Origin of the sequence: Ferruginibacter lapsinanis, from assembly GCF_020783315.1 — a bacterium.
In the GTDB taxonomy this organism is placed as follows: Bacteria; Bacteroidota; Bacteroidia; order Chitinophagales; family Chitinophagaceae; genus Ferruginibacter; species Ferruginibacter lapsinanis.
Genome location: NZ_CP086063.1, coordinates 1,142,131 through 1,161,090, shown reverse-complemented (window position 1 = coordinate 1,161,090; position 18,960 = coordinate 1,142,131). Strand labels below are relative to the sequence as shown.

The 18,960-nt window shown below is 36.8% G+C and carries 18 protein-coding genes; 8 read left to right on the top strand and 10 right to left on the bottom strand.

The window, feature by feature from the left end:
- Positions 1-56: 56 nt before the first annotated feature.
- From LK994_RS05060 to lptB, 4 genes are all read right to left on the bottom strand, one after another.
- Positions 57-320 carry a hypothetical protein gene (locus tag LK994_RS05060; RefSeq protein WP_229761805.1) on the bottom strand — a complete coding sequence of 88 codons (264 nt, stop codon included), beginning with the start codon at positions 318-320 and terminating at the stop codon, positions 57-59.
- A gap of 119 nt (positions 321-439) precedes the next feature.
- Positions 440-1,195, bottom strand: a complete 756-nt coding sequence (fabG, locus tag LK994_RS05055) for a 3-oxoacyl-[acyl-carrier-protein] reductase (RefSeq protein WP_229761804.1) — start codon at positions 1,193-1,195, stop codon at positions 440-442.
- A gap of 49 nt (positions 1,196-1,244) precedes the next feature.
- Complete coding sequence (locus LK994_RS05050) at positions 1,245-2,759, bottom strand: GH3 auxin-responsive promoter family protein (protein ID WP_229761803.1); 1,515 nt, start codon at positions 2,757-2,759, stop codon at positions 1,245-1,247.
- A gap of 21 nt (positions 2,760-2,780) precedes the next feature.
- A complete protein-coding gene (lptB, locus tag LK994_RS05045; protein ID WP_229761802.1) occupies positions 2,781-3,542 on the bottom strand; it encodes an LPS export ABC transporter ATP-binding protein in 762 nt (253 codons plus the stop codon).
- 118 nt (positions 3,543-3,660) lie between these two features.
- On the opposite strand from lptB, the gene metF reads away from it, so the two are divergent.
- Positions 3,661-4,614 carry a methylenetetrahydrofolate reductase [NAD(P)H] gene (metF, locus tag LK994_RS05040; protein ID WP_229761801.1) on the top strand — a complete coding sequence of 318 codons (954 nt, stop codon included), beginning with the start codon at positions 3,661-3,663 and terminating at the stop codon, positions 4,612-4,614.
- A 69-nt stretch (positions 4,615-4,683) separates the two neighbouring features.
- On the opposite strand, the gene LK994_RS05035 is transcribed toward metF, so the two are convergent.
- Together LK994_RS05035 and LK994_RS05030 are read right to left on the bottom strand one after the other, a co-directional pair.
- Positions 4,684-6,609, bottom strand: a complete 1,926-nt coding sequence (locus LK994_RS05035) for a peptidylprolyl isomerase (RefSeq protein WP_229761800.1) — start codon at positions 6,607-6,609, stop codon at positions 4,684-4,686.
- A 16-nt stretch (positions 6,610-6,625) separates the two neighbouring features.
- Positions 6,626-8,068 carry a TlpA family protein disulfide reductase gene (locus tag LK994_RS05030; RefSeq protein WP_229761799.1) on the bottom strand — a complete coding sequence of 481 codons (1,443 nt, stop codon included), beginning with the start codon at positions 8,066-8,068 and terminating at the stop codon, positions 6,626-6,628.
- Positions 8,069-8,198: 130 nt separating this feature from the next.
- On the opposite strand from LK994_RS05030, the gene rlmD reads away from it, so the two are divergent.
- The 6 genes from rlmD (at position 8,199) to LK994_RS05000 (ending at position 14,586) form a co-directional block, all read left to right on the top strand.
- On the top strand, positions 8,199-9,599 hold the full coding sequence (rlmD, locus tag LK994_RS05025) for a 23S rRNA (uracil(1939)-C(5))-methyltransferase RlmD (protein ID WP_229761798.1): 1,401 nt from the start codon (positions 8,199-8,201) through the stop codon (positions 9,597-9,599).
- 21 nt (positions 9,600-9,620) lie between these two features.
- On the top strand, positions 9,621-10,241 hold the full coding sequence (locus tag LK994_RS05020; RefSeq protein ID WP_229761797.1) for a rhomboid family intramembrane serine protease: 621 nt from the start codon (positions 9,621-9,623) through the stop codon (positions 10,239-10,241).
- A gap of 46 nt (positions 10,242-10,287) precedes the next feature.
- Complete coding sequence (locus LK994_RS05015; protein ID WP_229761796.1) at positions 10,288-11,220, top strand: rhomboid family intramembrane serine protease; 933 nt, start codon at positions 10,288-10,290, stop codon at positions 11,218-11,220.
- A 50-nt stretch (positions 11,221-11,270) separates the two neighbouring features.
- Positions 11,271-12,404, top strand: coding sequence for an endonuclease/exonuclease/phosphatase family protein (locus LK994_RS05010; RefSeq protein WP_229761795.1), 1,134 nt, complete (start codon positions 11,271-11,273; stop codon positions 12,402-12,404).
- 75 nt (positions 12,405-12,479) lie between these two features.
- Positions 12,480-13,970, top strand: a complete 1,491-nt coding sequence (cysS, locus tag LK994_RS05005; RefSeq protein ID WP_229761794.1) for a cysteine--tRNA ligase — start codon at positions 12,480-12,482, stop codon at positions 13,968-13,970.
- A 7-nt stretch (positions 13,971-13,977) separates the two neighbouring features.
- Complete coding sequence (locus LK994_RS05000) at positions 13,978-14,586, top strand: DNA-3-methyladenine glycosylase family protein (protein WP_229761793.1); 609 nt, start codon at positions 13,978-13,980, stop codon at positions 14,584-14,586.
- Here the strand turns inward: LK994_RS05000 and LK994_RS04995 are convergent.
- Entirely contained in the window at positions 14,576-15,049 is a 474-nt protein-coding gene (locus tag LK994_RS04995) for a GAF domain-containing protein (RefSeq protein ID WP_229761792.1), read from the bottom strand. The two genes, LK994_RS05000 and LK994_RS04995, sit on opposite strands and share 11 nt — an antisense overlap.
- 95 nt (positions 15,050-15,144) lie before the next feature.
- Here LK994_RS04995 and LK994_RS04990 point away from each other — a divergent pair, with 95 nt between their 5' ends.
- Complete coding sequence (locus LK994_RS04990; RefSeq protein ID WP_229761791.1) at positions 15,145-15,924, top strand: amidohydrolase; 780 nt, start codon at positions 15,145-15,147, stop codon at positions 15,922-15,924.
- A gap of 81 nt (positions 15,925-16,005) precedes the next feature.
- On the opposite strand, the gene LK994_RS04985 is transcribed toward LK994_RS04990, so the two are convergent.
- The 3 genes from LK994_RS04985 to LK994_RS04975 form a co-directional block, all read right to left on the bottom strand.
- Positions 16,006-17,496: a S41 family peptidase gene (locus LK994_RS04985; RefSeq protein WP_229761790.1), complete on the bottom strand. Its 1,491-nt coding sequence runs from the start codon at positions 17,494-17,496 to the stop codon at positions 16,006-16,008.
- 12 nt (positions 17,497-17,508) lie between these two features.
- A complete protein-coding gene (gene thiL / locus LK994_RS04980; RefSeq protein ID WP_229761789.1) occupies positions 17,509-18,531 on the bottom strand; it encodes a thiamine-phosphate kinase in 1,023 nt (340 codons plus the stop codon).
- Between the two features lie 62 nt (positions 18,532-18,593).
- The gene (locus LK994_RS04975) at positions 18,594-18,944 is read right to left on the bottom strand and encodes a four helix bundle protein (RefSeq protein WP_229761788.1); all 351 of its coding nucleotides are present in this window, start codon (positions 18,942-18,944) and stop codon (positions 18,594-18,596) included.
- Positions 18,945-18,960 lie beyond the last annotated feature (16 nt).

Below are 18,960 nucleotides of genomic sequence, written 5' to 3'. Positions count from 1 at the left end.
ATAGCACCATCAGGTGAATGAAATAACACTAATTGAATTGAAATAAAAAAGAGAGATTATGCCCGGTTGGGAGGAGGGGTTTGAACATCTGCCGGATAAGAGGCCGGAAGCATTTCATCAAAATGAAATAAAATTGTGTTGACTGTTGCAGATAATTGAGGAGTAAGATACCAATCAGAAGGAAGGCATTTGTGATCTTCATCGATAAACCTGAAATTTTTTGTTGCTCCTTTATCTGCGTGTAAAATTTCTTCTGTAATAACATTATCGATGAAAAAATACTTTACGACACTTCGTATTGGAAGTATCTGTATCAACATTACAAGTATTAAAAATACCGATATGATTTTTTTCATCCTCATGCAGACTGCAAATATAAAAGCAAAACCCCTTTTAACAGGGGCTTTAACAATGTTTAACAATTTTATGACACAACTATTTAGATATTTAATCCACCGCATGCACTGATCGTTTGTCCTGTAACATAACTACTTAGGTCTGATGCCAAGAACAAAGTAACATTAGCAATATCTTCTGCACTTGCAAATCTTCCTAATGGAATGCTTGCTTTATATTTATCTGCCGCATCACCTTCTTTTAAATAACTGGTCATATCTGTTTCAACAAAACCCGGCGCAATTGCATTGCAACGAATATTGCGGCTACCTAATTCTTTTGCCACACTTTTTGTAAACCCAATAACCCCGGCTTTACTGGCAGCATAACTGCTTTGTCCGGCATTACCCATTTCACCTATCACGCTACTCATATTGATAATACTTCCGCTTTTGGCTTTCATCATTGGTCTGATAACCTGCTTGGTCATATTGAAAACACTTTTCAAATTTACCGTCATTACTTCATCCCATTGTTCAGGTGTCATGCGAAGCAGTAAATTATCTTTTGAGATACCGGCATTATTCACACAAATATCTATCGCCCCAAATTCTTTTAAAACATCATTTACAAAAGTTTCACTGGCAGCAAAATCTCCTGCATTGGTTTTATATCCTTTGGCCTTAACGCCAAGGCCTGTCAATTTTTCTTCTAATGATCTTGCTCTTTCTGCACTTCCATCACTTACATAAGTGAACGCTACATTGCAGCCATTTTCTGCAAATTTTATTGCAATCGCTTCGCCAATACCACGGGCAGCTCCGGTAATAATGGCTGTTTTACCTTCCAAAAGTTTCATTTGTCTGTTTTTGTTTTAACGATCAAAAGTAATTAATCCTCTTTATACTTTATTGCCGGTTTTTCACAGCAAGTATTTCTTCTAAAAAAATTCTTTCGTTGCTCAATCTGGGCACTTTATGCTGACCACCAACTTTTCCCTTCGAACGCAGCCATTCTGTAAATGTACCCTTGGGCAGAGAATGCACCAAAGGTAATCGAAGAGCAATATCTTTATATCGTTTAGCCTCATAATCGCTGTTTATTTCTTTTAACGCATTATCCAGTTCATAAATGAACGCTGTTTTATCAGACGGTTCTTTATCAAACTCTATCAGCCACTCATGCCCTCCATTATTTTTATCAGAGAAATAAACTGGAGCAGCTGTATAATCATTGATGACAGCGCCGGTTTTTTCTGCAGCAATCGCAATAGCACGATCGCTATTATCAACTATCAACTCTTCTCCAAATGCGTTGATATAGTGCTTCAGCCTTCCTGTTACTTTTATTTTATAAGGATTGATAGAAGTAAACTGTACCGTATCTCCTATCAAATATCTCCATAACCCGCCATTGTTGCTGATGATCAGTGCATAATTTTTTCCGACAACAATATCATCCAATCCCATTGTTTGAGGATTAGGCTTTCCGTATTCCTCCACTGGCATGAACTCGTAAAAAATACCATGTTCTGTAAACAATAACAAGCCGTCATCATCGGGTTTCTCCTGGCCTGCAATAAAGCCTTCGCTGGCATTATATATTTCCAGATAGTTTATTTTTTCTCCGATAATTTTATCAAACTGCTCTTTATAGGGAACAAATGAGACGCCTCCGTTGATATATAACTCCAGATTTGGCCACACTTCTTTAATGGTAGATTTTCCTTTGATCTCTAATATACGTTTGAGTAGCAATAAGGTCCAGGTGGGCACGCCGGCCAGTGAGGTCACATTTTCTTCTGCAGTAATTTGTGCCAGCTTTTCAATTTTGTTTTCCCATTCATCCAGTAAGGCCACACTTAGCTCAGGCGTACGTAACCATTGCCCCCAAAAGGGTGAGTTCTGCATCAATATAGCACTCAGGTCGCCATATTGTATATCTTCATTTACCTTACTGATCTGATGACTACCTCCAACAACCAATCCTTTTCCGGTTAATAGATCGCTTGAGGGGAAATTTTTATAGTAATTACTCAATACATCTTTGCTTGCCTGAAAATGATTATCAGTTAAGCTCTCGTCGCTTACGGGAATGAATTTACTTTTATCAGAAGTAGTACCGCTACTTTTGGCAAACCAGTACACAGGCGTATTCCACAAAATATTTTCCTCTCCGTTCATCATACGTTGTATATAAGGTTTTATATCATCGTATTCATGAATAGGAACTCTCTTTTTAAAATCCCGGATGGTAAATAATTTGCTGAAAGAATATTTTTTGCCGATCTCTGTATATTGTGCGGATGTTACCAAATGCTGCAATACCTCACGCTGAGCTGCCACCGGATGATTGCTCCAGTTCTCGATACGCCATAAACGCATCCTTGCTAGTCGGGATATGGCAGAGGATAGGAATTTCATTTGTATGACAAGATAAAAAAATTACTGAGCAGCTTTTTCATGTAAATAATCTTTTCGTTTCAGTTCAAAATTTCTACCCAGATATAATCTTCGTACATGCTCATCTGCCGCCAACTCTTCTGCTGTACCATCTGTAAAAATTTTACCATCAATTAAAAGATATGCCCTGTCACAAATAGAAAGGGTTTCATTTACATTATGATCGGTAATTAAGATACCGATATTTTTATATTTAAGTTTGGCAATAATTTCCTGAATATCTTCTACAGCAATAGGATCAACACCGGCAAAAGGTTCATCTAGTAAAATAAATTTAGGGTCAACCGCTAACGCTCTTGCGATCTCTGTTCTACGGCGTTCGCCCCCACTTAAAGTATCTCCGTTATTTTTTCTTACCTGTTGCAACCTGAATTCATCTAATAATGATTCCAGCTTTTCTTTCTGTTGGTGTTTGTTGAGGTCGGTCATTTCTAATACTGCAGCTATATTGTCTTCTACACTTAATTTCCTGAATACACTTGCCTCCTGCGGCAAATACCCGATACCCATTTGCGCCCTTTTATACATAGGTAATTTGGTGATATTGAGCTCATCTAAAAAAACCTCGCCGCTATCGGGTCTTACCAGCCCTACTACCTGATAAAACGAAGTGGTTTTTCCGGCACCATTTGGCCCCAGTAACCCTACAATTTCTCCTTGTTTTACCGAAAAAGAGACATTATTCACTACAGTACGACTGCCGTAAACTTTTACTAAATTTTTTGTTTGTATTGTAAGACTCAATGATTGAATATTTTAAACAAATGTAGCACAAAGAAATTATAGCAATATACAACAACAATATAAACCACAGATTTGTATTTAGCTGCTATTGCCTACTTTTGCAGATATTTTAGTGTATATGAAAGTTACAGATCACATAGCCCAGGCAAAAGACACATTGGTCTCTTTTGAGATCTTACCTCCATTAAAGGGTAAGACGATCACTTCTATTTATGATCACTTAAATCCTTTAATGGAATTTAAGCCATCGTTTATAAATGTCACCTACCATCGCAGCGAAACCATGTTTAAGAAAAAAATGGATGGCACATTTGAAAAAGTAGAAGTAAGAAAACGCCCCGGGACGGTTGCAATTTGTGCGGCCATTAAAAATCATTATAATGTAGATGCTGTTCCGCATCTTATTTGCGGAGGGTTCAGCAAAAGAGAAACAGAAGATGCCCTGATAGACCTGAATTTTTTAGGTATTGATAATGTGTTGGCTTTAAGAGGCGATGCCGCCAAAAATGAAAGTCATTTTGAACCGGAAGCAGATGGACATGCTTATGCTATCGACCTGATCAAACAGGTACAGAATTTAAAGAACGGCATATACCTGGAAGAAGATATTAAAAACGGGGGTAAGCCTGATTTTTGTATTGGCACAGCAGGATATCCGGAAAAACATTTTGAAGCCCCTAATTTAGAAACAGACTTAATAAGACTGAAAGAAAAAGTAGATGCAGGTGCCGATTATATTATGACTCAAATGTTCTTTAACAATCAAAAGTTTTTTGATTTTGTAAAAGAGTGCAGGGCTATTGGTATTGATGTTCCAATCATTCCAGGACTGAAACCTATTACCAACAAAAAACAATTGAGCATGTTACCAAAGGTGTTCCATGTAGATATTCCTACAGACTTATCCAATGCTATCATGAAAGCTAAAACGGATGAGGATGTAGAACAAATAGGAACGGAATGGTTAACGCAGCAATCTAAAGAATTGAAAACTTTTGGTGTACCAGTATTGCATTATTATACTTTGGGCAAACCCAAAGTAATTTACAATGTGGTAAAACAAATAAGATAACAGCATAACTTCTTAATAAAAAAGCGTCCTGTTGCAACAGGACGCTTTTTTATTTCAACAAATGAATTTTTATTTTAATAAAGTTTTAAAGACGGACTCATTTATTTTAATAGGATATTTCTTTTTAAGCGATTCAATCCAATGTTCTTCCAGATAGTTTTGATAATCGTTTATAACCAGCCCTCTTGCTTCTTCGAAATTACGTTGCTGATTAGCCGGATATAATTTTATAACCTGCACAAAACTTGCTGTTCCGTCTGTAACACTAACAATAGGCTTTGTGACCAAGCCCTCAGTTAGTACTTTAGTAACAGGTATTTGTGTAAGTTCATATCTTCCGGAGTCAGCCTGAATAGTTGCATTGCTTTCTTCCGCAATCGTTTTCCAACTCTTTCCTTTTTTTACCTCTACGGCGGCTATTTCTGCAACTTCAGAGTCACTGCAGTTATAGATCACCACGTCCGCACTTGCCTCCCAAAGATATTTTGACTGATGAGCTGTATAATATTTTTTTAATCCCACGCTATCATTTGCAGCCTTACTCCACACGTTCCGTTCCATTACCTCAAACAACATATTACCTTCTTTAAACTCCTGCATCTGGTATTTAAAATCTACACTGTATTTTTCCAGGTTTTCTCTATAATACTCAAAGGCTTTCGCATTGACATATTTTTCGAACAGACCTTTAGCGGAGTCATCTGTTGATGTATTATTTTGTGCATACTCTTTTACATAGCCCAACCAATCTGCTCCTTTAATAGTTTTATCCGAAAAAGAAAAGACTGGAAGTTTGTCGATACTTGTTTTTACCAACTCTTTATTTTTAAGGACACTGTCAGCTAATCCAAACAGATCTTTATCTTTTACTGCCTCATTTCTTTTATAATTTATTTTTACCAAAACATCTTTCAAGAATTTTGCTTTAGCAATATTTATTCTTGTATCCTGCTGCACCTTCTGTTTCAGATCGTACATAGCCGCCTCATCACTCTTATCAAATATTGAAGGTGTATGCTTAAGTCTTTTTACAATATGATAGCCATAAGAGGTCAATATTGGTTTCGATAAATCACCATCATTTTTTAATGCAAAAACAGCTTTTTCAAAATTCAACGAATATTTGCCTGTTGAAAATTCCGGTAATTCACCTCCGGCATTAAGGGTAACTTTATCTTCACTGAATTTTTTCACCATTCCAATAAATTCGGCACCGCCTTCTAATAACTTATAAACAGAGTCAGCTTTTTGCTTTACATGCTCTCTTTGTTCTGCTGTTGCATCAGGAGGAAAAAGTAAAAGTATCTGAGCAACCTTCCATTTACCGGAGTTTTTTCTTTCATCAATGTTTTTAAAAAGATGCCAGGCTTTTTTTGTCCGGTATGGATTACTGATCTCATTTGGCTTTAATCCATAAACAATATTCTCATACTCATAAGGAACAGAAAATGCTGTAACATATCCAAGGTCAGAAGCCGTCAGTATCATTTTATATTGAGCGCTCAATTCTGCGGCTATACCGGCATAATCTTCTCTCCCTTTACTTAATTCATCATGAGCCTGCTCAATCAATTTGATTGCTTTTAATGAATCCGCCGTAGTCATAGACGTATTTACAGGCACATAAAAATGCATCACATGAATTTCTTTTTGACTACGGTTAAATGCTTCATTAACCAGGTCTTCAACTCCTTTATCATCGTTCATATACCCTTCTTCCACCTGAGTACGAAACCCGTCAATATCCGATTGCAGTTGTTGTAACGTATCCAATCTTAATTCCTTTGCCGCTTTTACTTTCAACTTAAACTTAGCATATAGATCGAGATACTCTCTATATGATCTTTCTTTTTCGCTATCGGGTGTTTTATTTTTATTATATGCTCTTAAAAACTCATCTTTACTTACAGCTTCTGCGCCATAAGTAAAAAGTGTTTGAGAAAAAATTTGTGAAGCAGACAATAGCATTATGCATAGAAAAGACATTTTCTTCATAAACAATTGTATTTTATTAGTTAGTTTTTTGAGTAGCTAATTTTGCTTCCAGCAAATCATTGATTTGATCCCAGGTGAGCTTTTTTCCAATGATCCTCTTTTCTTTATCCAGCAAATATAAGGTAGGTGTCGTTGTAACGTCAAATAGTTGATGATAACCCCATTGTCCGGCAGCCTCTTCCGCATCTTTCATTTCCTTGGTTTGATATACGTTTATCCAGTCTCCTATTTTATGCTCTTCTATATATTTGATCCAGGCTGATTTTACATCATCTTTAGAATCTGCTGAAAGCACAGCATACATTTTTACATTATGCTGCTTCCAGTTGGCTCGATATATTGAGTCTACCCTTGGTATCTCCTCTTTACAATGCCCACAGTTGGGATCCCAAAAAACTACAACGGTAAAATCTGCCTCAACAGTATGTAAAGGAGTCAACTTTCCTGATGTATCAATCATTTGAAGATTGGCTGCCTGCTCTCCGATCAAATTGGCCATCAACATATAAGCCCGTCTGCTAATCGTTTCATGTTGCTTTTCATTTAACCATGGTGTTAACCCTTTACTATGATACTTATTAAACAAATGCACAAATACTGCATCCTGACCCATATATTTTGGAGAAATATACTCATCAGTTAACCAGTTCAATAGAAATTTGTACATCTCCGGACAACTACGTGCCAGTAAAAGTTGATAATCTGCTTCTTTGATGATACTATCCGGCACCTGGGCCACTATCTCACGATAATACCTTTCAAATCTTGGTAAAAAGAATGGAGTACGCAGCACCCGTTCATCCATAAAAGTGATACCATCCCAATAATGTGTTTTGTAATAGTGATAATTCTGCAATGAATCTTCGTGTGTGACCGGCTTATAGTTTAGCACCTTAGGATCTCTCATTCCCTGCAAAATGACGGTCATCATCGAATTCGGATGATTTTTTATGATCCCTTCTCTATACTCGTTTAATTGTTTGTTGTAGTCCAGGTATTTTTGCTCATGCATAACCGAATCAGCCTTGGTGGTAGATTTATTATATGCGTCTTTTTCTTTATTTAATAAAGAGATCTTTGCTGTTGCGAATTTTTGGTGTTGTTGAAACAGCAGATTCTCTTTTGACCCAACTACTACCGTCTTATTCAACAGATCGGTAGTATCAGCAGTAATGGTGATTATTTGTTCTTTATCTATAAAAAAATCAACCGATTTATTTTGCTTTGGAAATACGATAGAATAGATCCCTCCGGGCAATTTTCGCTTTCCCTGAAACACAGCCACCCCATTACTGTTTATAGCTGCCGAATCTTCTACATTCAGGCTTTTACCCCAATGATAGGTTAAATAAGCTATCCCTTTCTTGTAGTTGGGGGTTTTTAGCGTTACTTTAAAACTTTGTGCATTTGCTGAACTAAAATAAACAGATGCCAATAAAATAGCAAGTAATTTTTTCATTTTCTTAAATAGAGTAAGACAAAAGTATTTAAAATGGATGGTTATTGTATGCTTTCGGCAAGATGGAGCCGCTAACAATTACATTTCATTAACATATTTTTTAGAGTAGATATAGATTACTTTTGCTGCTGTGAAAAGAAAAAAATATTTACTGGAAAAAATTGAAGTTACCGGGTACGCTGCAGAAGGAAAATCTCTTGCTAAACAAGATGGCAAGGTTATTTTCATTGAAGGGGCTGTTCCGGGAGACATTGCCGATGTTTTTGTTTCCAAAAACAAAAAGGACTGGGCCGAAGGAAAAGCTACTCACATTCATCATTATTCGAAAGAAAGGGTGGAACCTTTTTGCCAGCATTTTGGAATTTGTGGTGGTTGCAAATGGCAAATGTTGCCTTATCAAAAGCAACTGGAATATAAACAGCAGGAGGTTGCCCAGAATTTCAGACGAATCGGTAAAGTTGAATTACCTGAAATGTTGCCGATCGTTGGTGCCGATAGCACCCAGCACTACCGCAATAAACTGGAATTCACTTTCAGCAACAAAAGATATCTGACAGAAAAGGAAATTAAAGGTGATGGTATTTTACCTCAGGAAAATGCACTTGGTTTTCATGTACCCAGAATTTTTGATAAGATCATCGATATACAGGAATGTTATTTAATGGATGATGTAAATAACACTATCCGTAACAGTGTAAGAGATTTTGCCAAAGAAAATAATTACACTTATTACGATATCAGGCAACATACCGGCTGGCTTCGCAATATTATTATCAGGTTATGCTCCACCGGCGAACTGATGGTAAATATTTGTTTGGGTTATGAAGATGAAATAGAAACAAAAAAATTACTGGATCACCTTTTACTGAAAGTTCCATCTATTACAACTTTGTTGTATACCATCAACACCAAATGGAATGATAGTATTTACGACCTAACGCCACAGGTGTATTTCGGGAAGGGGTATGCCGCAGAAAAACTTGAAGAGTTCACTTTTAAAATAGGACCAAAATCTTTTTTTCAAACAAATACAAAACAGGCTGAAAAACTATATACCATCACAAGAGATTTCGCTGGATTAACGGGTTCAGAAACAGTATACGATCTCTATTGCGGCACAGGCAGTATCGGTATTTTTGTAAGTAAATATGCAAAGAAAGTAATTGGCGTAGAAGTAATTGCTGAAGCAATTGAAGATGCTAAAGAAAATGCGGCCCTAAATAACATTACCCATGCAGATTTTTTTGCCGGTGATGTGATAAAGATCTGTGACGATACTTTTTTTGCTAAACATGGTAGGCCTGATGTGATCATAACCGACCCCCCACGGGCAGGTATGCACGAAAAACTTACCGCCAAACTGCTGGAGATTGCAGCCCCAAAAATTGTGTATGTAAGCTGCAATACAGCCACACAGGCAAGGGATATCGGCCTGTTAAGTGAAAAATACACAGTAGAAAAAATTCAACCGGTAGATATGTTTCCGCATACACACCATATTGAGTGTGTGGTGCTGCTTACTTTAAAATAAATCTTATTATAAACAACACTTATGGCTTATCGTAGTCCAGGCAATTCATTTCAAAAGACAACACCTATTGTCTTGAATTTAATTATTATTAATGTACTGGTTTTTCTATTGCAATTATTTCTCGATGGTGATGATTACAGAATAACAGAAAACCTGGTATTGTTTCCTTACAACTCGGGCTTATTCAAGCCTTACCAACTGGTAACCTGTATGTTTGCCCACGGCAGTATCATGCATATTCTTTTTAATATGTTTACCCTGTATACTTTTGGCGTTTGGCTCGAAAGAGTTTGGGGACCAAAAAAATTCCTGATCTTTTACCTGGTATGCGGATTGGCTGCCGGCATTGCACAAATGCTTTTGGTAAAAGATGCTCCGTCTCTTGGAGCATCAGGTGCTATTATGGGTGTATTTGCTGCATTTGCCTACCTGTTTCCCAATACAGAATTGATGATGTTTTTTATTCCGGTTCCAATCAAAGCAAAGTATATGGTTTTTATAATGGCCGGCATTGATTTGTTTGGAGGATTTCATCCTGGTGGTACTGATAATATCGGCCACTTTGCGCATTTAGGTGGTTTGGTTATGGGTTTTATTTTAGTGTTGATCTGGAACAAAACAAACCGAAAAACGTTTTACTAAATTCTTAACAGCTATTATCATAGTGTATTTGTAGATTTGTATATACATGGGAGAATCAGATAGATATTCAGATTATAAAAAACCAAGAACCAGACTAACGCTTGGACAGGATGGGAATGCATTGGTTGGTGCATTAACCCTTAACATTATTTTTTTTCTGCTATTACTTACCATTAAGGTTATTTATTTTGTTTTTGAATCTCCTGAATTAGTTTTTCAAACACAGGTATTACAATATTTTGAAATGCCGGCACAGCTCACCAAATTGAGCGGAAGACCCTGGACCATTTTAACATACATGTTCAGCCATACACAAATAATGCATATCTTAAGTAATATGCTTTGGCTGTGGGCATTTGGTTTTATTTTACAGGAATTGACAGGAAACAGAAAGTTAATTCCGATCTATATTTATGGCGGACTTGCAGGAGCCATTGTTTTTGTTTTGTCGAATTATTTATTACCTCCTTTGAGACCGCTTATTAACGAATCTTCACTTTTGGGAGGTAATGCTGCTGTAATGGCCGTAGCTGTAGCAACTACAACACTTGTTCCCGGCTATCGTTTTTTCAGAAATTTGAATGGCGGCATTCCTATCTGGGTGTTAACATTAGTATATGTTTTGATAGACTTTGCCGGAGTTGCCAGCATGAGCGCCGCATACAGTTTGTCTCATTTAGGTGGAGGCCTTGCCGGGTTTTTATTCATCTATTTTATGCGTAAAGGAAAGGACGGAAGCACCTGGATGAATAATTTATATAACTGGTTCATGAATTTATTCAATCCGAATAAAAATGAGATGTCGGCAAAAGAAAAAATATTTTACAATTCTCAAGGACGAACTCCGTATAAAAAAACAGCCAATCTTACCCAACAAAGAGTAGACGAAATTCTGGACAAGATCAATCAAAAAGGATATCATTTTCTTACCGATGAAGAAAAGAATATTTTAAAAAGAGCTGCTGAAGAAGATATATAGTGTACATCGCCTGTTGAAATATTTTCAGCAGTAAACTTTATCTTTACAATATGTCTAAAAGTCTTTTCCGCAGACTAACCAAAAGTTTTTTTATTGTCACCAATATTATTGTGGCGTTATTCTTTATGGCAGGCTGTTATTCTAAATGGCTGAACGCAGATCGTTGGTGGGTTTTTGGATTTTTAAATGTAGCGGCATTTTACTTTTTTGCTTTGTTGGTCTTATTCATTCTTTTCTGGTTATTTGTGAAACCGAGATGGATCATCATCTCTGTAGTCACTATCGCAATATCCTGGCAATTTGTTACAAATATTATTCCTTTTCGCTTACCGGTAAGTTTTTCCAAACAAAAAGAAAAAGGTGCGATACGCATTATGAGTTGGAATGTGGCACAATTCGATGTGCTTAATTTTAAAAAAACGCACAAGGTATTTTATCAAATGACCGACCTGATCAACGAAAACATGCCCGATATTGCCTGCTTTCAGGAAGTGGTTTGTAGTGATAGTACCGGTAAAAGTTTTTTACAATTAGATACTATACTCGGAAGACTGGGATTTCCATATCACCATTACGCTTATGATAATACAGAGAACTGGTTTGGTTTAAACATGCATTTTGGCACATTAATACTATCCAGATATCCTATCATCAAAAAGAAACTCATTTCACACAATCCCTACAATTATAATTCTACCTTTCAATATTCGGATATCGTAAAAGGAAACGACACTTTCCGTATTTTTAATATACACCTGCAATCTTTACGCTTTTCTAAAGAAAACTTCCGCTACATAGATGAATCTTTACAGGAGCAAGCCAAGAATATCGAAAAATCAAGAACCATCATCAGTAAAATGAAAAATGGTTTTATCAATAGAAAAAAACAAGCCGACTGGATACGTGAAGAAATGGACAAAAGCCCTTATCCAATGATAGTATGCGGCGATTTTAATGATGTTCCCAACTCATACGCTTATGAAACTATTGGGAAAAACCTCCAAAATGCCTTCGTAGAAAAAGGAAGTGGCATTGGCAGAACCTTTAGTGGTATAGCTCCCAACCTGCGTATTGATAATATTTTTGTTGATGAAAAATTTGACGTGCTGCAGTTTACTCGTATTGCCAGAAAACTGAGTGACCATTTCCCTATTATAGCTGATATTGCGGTAGAAAAAGAGTAAACACATATTTACTTTATCTCCATTGTTTCGCCTGCAATTTGTAATTTGCAACCAATTATTTGTAACAAAAAGTTTATGCCGCTAAAAATATATAACTCGTATACTCGTCAGAAAGAAGAATTTGTTTCTATAACCCCCGGGCATGTAGGTATGTATGTATGTGGCCCTACCGTAAGTGGCGAAAGTCATTTAGGCCATGCAAGACCATATATCACTTTTGATGTTGTATATCGTTACCTCACATATAAAGGCAATAAGGTTAGATATGTTCGCAACATTACAGATGCCGGGCATTTTGAAGAAGAGGGCAGAGAAGCTGAAGATAAAGTAGGCAAAAAAGCAATCTTAGAAAAATTGGAACCAATGGAGTTGGTGCAAAAATATACCAACCTGTTTCATTGGGCTATGAAGGAATTTAACTGTATTGAACCAAGCATAGAACCAACTGCAACCGGGCATATTGTTGAGCAATTGAACATGATCGAAGAAATTATTAAAGCCGGGTATGCGTACGAAGTAAATGGATCTGTATATTTTGATGTGAAAAAATATGCCGCTACACATGATTACGGAAAACTAAGCGGAAGGGTTATAGAAGATCTGCTCGAAACTACCAGAGAGTTGGACGGACAGGAAGAAAAAAGAGATCGTGCCGATTTTGCTCTATGGAAAAATGCAGCACCTGAACATATCATGCGCTGGAAAAGCCCATGGGGAGATGGTTTCCCGGGATGGCATATTGAATGTTCTGCAATGGCCACTAAATATTTAGGTGCAGAGTTTGATATACACGGAGGTGGAATGGATCTGCAATTCCCCCATCATGAAAGTGAAATTGCACAAAGCACTATCTGCAACCATCATACCCCGGCCAAATACTGGATGCATAATAACATGATTACCATCAATGGTAAGAAGATGGGAAAAAGTTATAATAACGTGATCAAACTAACAGAATTATTTAGTGGCAATCATCCATTGTTAACCCAGGCTTTCAGTCCGATGACAGTGAGGTTCTTTATTTTACAAAGTCATTACCGCAGCACACTAGACTTCAGTAGTACTGCATTGGAGGGAAGCGAAAAGGCTTTCAAACGACTATGGGAAGCATACGAGGTATTAAATAAATTGCCAATAACCGGCAATGCAGAAGCTGCCGACAAAGAACTGGATGCTAAGATCATTGTATCTGTAAATGAGTTACAGGAATTTATGGACGACGATATGAATACAGCAAAAGTTATTGCGAATCTATTTGATCTGGCTCCTGTTATCAATTCTCTGAAAGATGGACATATTGCTGCTGATGCTATTTCCGCATCAACATTAACACTGCTTAAAAATTCTTTCGCAACCTATTTAGAAGATATCCTGGGATTGCATAATCCTGCATCTGATAATAATGAAAAACTGGATGGCATTATGCAATTGTTGGTTGATATCAGAAAAGAAGCTAAAGCAAAAAAGGATTATGCTACTTCTGATAAAATAAGAATTCAATTAGGCAGTTTAGGTATTGATCTGAAAGATGATAAAAGCGGTGAAACAAGTTGGACAATAAAATAATCATTTTATGCAACATATCATCCATCTTAGCAAAGACAAAAAATTAAAAAAAATAATCGACTTACAAAAGCCGCATGTTGTTGCAAAGAAAAAGAATGTGTACCTGGAATTGTGTGCATCCATCATCAGCCAGCAACTAAGTACTAAAGTAGCTGCCGTTATTTGTAAAAGATTTTTAGATCTGTATGGAGGGAAAAAACCAACGCCACAGCAGGTTATTGACACCCCCTTTGATACTCTTCGTGGCATTGGTTTGAGTAACGCAAAAACCAATTATGTAAAAAATGTTTGCCAGTTTTTTATTGATGAAAAAATAACTGACGCCCGATTATATAAGATGGGCAATGAAGAATTGATACAATATCTATCTCGAATCAAAGGCGTTGGGCAGTGGACCGTAGAAATGATCTTAATGTTTACTTTAGGAAGAGAAGATGTTTTTGCCCTGGACGATCTGGGTATTCAACAAAGCATTGCCAAATTATATAAACTGGATACAATCGACAAAAAAGCTTTCAGAGAAAAGATGATACAGGTTTCTGCCAAATGGAGTCCTTACAGAACCTACGCCTGCAGGTATTTATGGGGGTGGAAGGATAACACTCCTAAAATCTAATCTCTGCTACGACCTTTTCCAAATACATTTTATCTACCTCATCAAACTGATCCAATAACTCACTATCAACATCTAATACGCCAACTACTTTGTTATTTCTGACGATTGGCACAACAATTTCTGATCGGGATAAACTGCTGCAGGCTATATGTCCGGGAAATTTTTCTACATCAGGCACTATCAATGTTTCTGCTTTTTGCCAGCTGGTGCCGCAAACGCCTTTACCATAACGTATACGGGTACATGCAATCGGACCCTGAAATGGCCCCAGCACCAGCTCATCATCTTTCACTAAATAAAACCCAATCCACAGCCATTTAAACTGCTCTTTCAATGCCGCAGTTATATTGGCTAAGTTAGCAACCAGGTCAGGCTCTCCTTCTATCAAAGCCTTTATTTGTGGCAAAATAGACTGATACGCTTCTTCTTTATTTCCGTTTATGATTGACAATTCTTCTGACATTTTGCAAATTTACATTGTTAACAATTGCTGACCTTTAAATATCTCCCATCCTATTGCTCATTGAATTATTGTAAATTTACTTATAATTTAAAGCAATGTCTTCATTAGCTGTTACTACCATACAAACAAATTTATATTGGCAAGACAAAGTGTCTAACCTGCAAATGTTGGAACAAAAGATCAATTCAATTTCTGACAAAACCAATATTGTTGTTTTACCTGAAATGTTTACCACCGGGTTCAGCATGCAACCGGAATTATTTGCAGAAACGATGGAAGGCTCAACAATAGAATGGATGAAGATGGTCAGTCGAAAAAAAAACAGCATTCTTACCGGGAGTTTAATTATAAAAGAAGGAGAACAATTTTTTAACCGCCTGATATGGATGCTCCCCAACGGACAATACGGACAGTATGATAAACGGCATTTATTTGCCTTCGGAAAAGAAGACAACCATTATACAGCAGGAAATAAAAGATTGATCGCTTCTGTGAACGGCTGGAAAATAAATTTACAGGTTTGTTATGATCTGCGTTTCCCCGTATGGGGCCGCCAGCAATCCGAAGCCGAATATGATGTGTTGATATATGTTGCTAATTGGCCTAATATAAGGAGCCATGCCTGGAAAAGTTTATTAATAGCAAGGGCCATTGAAAACCAATGTTATGTTATTGGTGTGAACAGAGTTGGTAATGACGGCAATGATATTTATCATAGTGGCGACAGCATGATAATTGATCCATTAGGAGAAACAATATACCACAAAGCTGATGAAGAAGATATTTTTACGGCTCTCTTACAAAAAGAAAAACTTGAGCAGGTAAGAAATAAATTCCCTTTTGGAAAAGATGCAGACAGTTTTAAGTTGTTATAGTAAATATCTTTACTGATTAAAAAAATTATTGCCTATTGCCTATTGCCTATTGCCTATTGCCTATTGCCTATTGCCTATTGCCTATTGCCTGTTCCTAATCAGCTCTTTCACCACTTCCATTTTCTTATCAACCCCTTTAATGATTGCCTCTCTGCTGGTTGGTATATAAATATCTGGCGGTATTCCCGTTCCTTTTTGTGAAACATGATTGAATTGCACTAGTTTAAACAATGGCAATCGTACCCGAAGTTTTGTGTTAGGTAGTTTTATATCCGGAATCATTACACCACTATTACCATACCATCCTCCACCTGTTTCTTCTCCTACGAGTTTTATATTGTCTTGCCCTTTTAATGCACTGCACACAAGTGTCGAAGCCGAAAACGTAGGGCCGTTTATCAGCACATATGCATTCCCGTTAAAATGATTTTTTCTTTTAGGAGCAAACCACTTTCTTTCGTAGTAGCCAAAATGATATTTCCCGTCACGATGTTTCTTTGTTAAAAAAAACATACCAATGTTCGAAATAAGGCCATGTTTTATATACCTTGTATAAGGACTAAGGTATTTCGAAGGCATGTATACAGTATCAGCGACTTTAAACGCTGTTTTTCTTAAATAACTGGTTAGCAGAATATACATCCCAATATCGCCGCCGCCATTGTTCCTCAAATCCAGTACAAAGTTTCTGATCTTTTCTTTCCTCATTTTTTTAAAAGAACGTTTCATAAAAGACCGAAGATGTCTCCCTCCTCCTGTACTAAAAGTATTCAACGTCATGATGGCTGTATTGATTGAAGTGTCAATGATCATTGACCGATCACTTTCTCTTCGCTCTTTTCGAACTACCCACCTCGGTGTTTTTGCTAAAGCATTTCTTTTTATTTTTTTTGAACTATCTGCTACCACAAAATACATGGGCAATAGAACCGATCTTTCATTCCCCACACTATCAATATAGCCTACCCGATAATTTTTAAATATTCCGAAAATATTTCTATGGTAATAGGGAAAGTTGCTGCTAAGTCTCACATAGTTTGCGCTATTTGCATAACCATCCACCGGAAAATATTGAAACATCTGCTGTATAAGTTCATGATTACGCACTCCGTTGATTGAAGTAACCAATGTTCCTCTTTTTAAGATCGAATCTTTTTTGTTCAGGTTCACCGTTAATGCCATGGTGTCTCCCCAAACTTTAAGATGCAGAGGAAAAGAGGGAATCTGTTTATCCTTGATGTATTTATACCAACCTTTGCTCATTCCAAAACTAGTATGCCCACATCTTAATTTTTGTGTAAGCGGAGCAATCACATTCCAACCAAATTGAAGCTCTGTCATAGAATCCTTAATATTTTGATAAAGGCTATCAAAATAAAAGTTCATGCTATCCTTAGGCGTATACCAGTAAATGGCAGGATGTTTTTTTTCGAGTATGTTTCTAAGCAGGCTATAATCCTGCTGTAATTCCTGAGGAGAAAACTTTTTATTGGGATTGTAATTTTTGCTTACAGAACAGCTTGCAAAAAAAACTACTAGCGGTAAAAAAAGATAACAAACTTTTCTGCTCATGTATTTAATCAACTATTTTGCATGATTCCACCCTTGTGCAACCAGGTTGTGAGTATTGCCACTCCTGGTAATGATCTTTGTGCCTTCTGATGCATCTGTCATATATCCTATCACACTGATCTGTTCATTCAATACCAGTTTTTCGTATTCACTTTGTGGAATGGTAAATAATAATTCATAATCTTCTCCACCGCTCAACGCACAGGCAGTGGGATCCAACTCCAGCTTGTATGCAAAATTTCTTGAATCATCGTGAATAGGTATTTTATCTTCATAGATAACACACCCCAATTCACTTTGCTTGCAAATGTGCAATGCTTCGCTACTCAGGCCATCACTCACATCTATCATTGATGTAGGTGTAATTTCTTTTTCAACAAAAAATTCTATAATATCTTTTCTTGCTTCGGGTTTCAATAATCTGCCTACTATATAAGCCTGGTTCTCCAGGTCTGGTTGTGACCCTGTTTCCGCAAATATTCTTTTTTCTCTTTCTAAAATTGTCAACCCCAAAAATGAGCCGCCTAAAAATCCACTCACACAAAGCAGGTCGCCTTTTTGAGCAGTACTTCTTTTTACAAATTTATCCGGTGCTACTTCACCGATTGCCGTAACAGAGATCACAAATCCTTTTTGCGAAGAGGTTGTATCTCCGCCAATCAGATCAACTCCATATTTTTCACAGGCGGCATATACTCCTTCATAAAATTCATTTAATGCCTCTACACTAAACCGATTGCTAAAAGCAATACTTAGTGTAATGTGCGTAGGGGTTGCATTCATGGCATAGATATCACTGATGTTTACCACTACACTTTTATATCCCAAATGTTTTAATGGTGTGTACATCAGATCAAAGTGAATACCCTCTACCAACATATCGGTACTAATAACCGTCTGCTTTCCAAAATGATCAATTACGGCAGCATCATCTCCCACACTCAAAATCGTAGATGCGTTTGTTGTCTCATTGTTTTGAGTAAGATGATCAATTAAACCAAATTCTCCGAGGGATGATATTTCTGTTCTGCTCATGTTAACTACAATTTACGATTTGAGATTTTCGATCTACGATTTTGTTTAATTCGGAACCTTCTTTATTTGCTTTTAGTCGTCTTTATTGATGCCACGATAATTTTTAGTATTTCTTCTCCTTCTTTATAAATATTTACAAAATCGCTTCTCTTGCTTTTATTAAATTCTACCAGTAACTCCAGCCACAACAAACTTTCATCCTGCTCTTCTTCAACAATTTTTAATTTATTAATAAAATCTGAAGTAGATTTTGCTCTGCTCACTGCTCTGTAATTTGCAGCTACTGAACCGCTGGACCTTATCAACTGATTTGAGTAATTCTTATTTATGTCGTTTTTTGGTAAAGAGTTTATCAAATGTCCACAATCTATTGCAAATTGTTTCGTTCGTCTCTTCATTATTTCCTTATCCATACTATCAAATAATCTT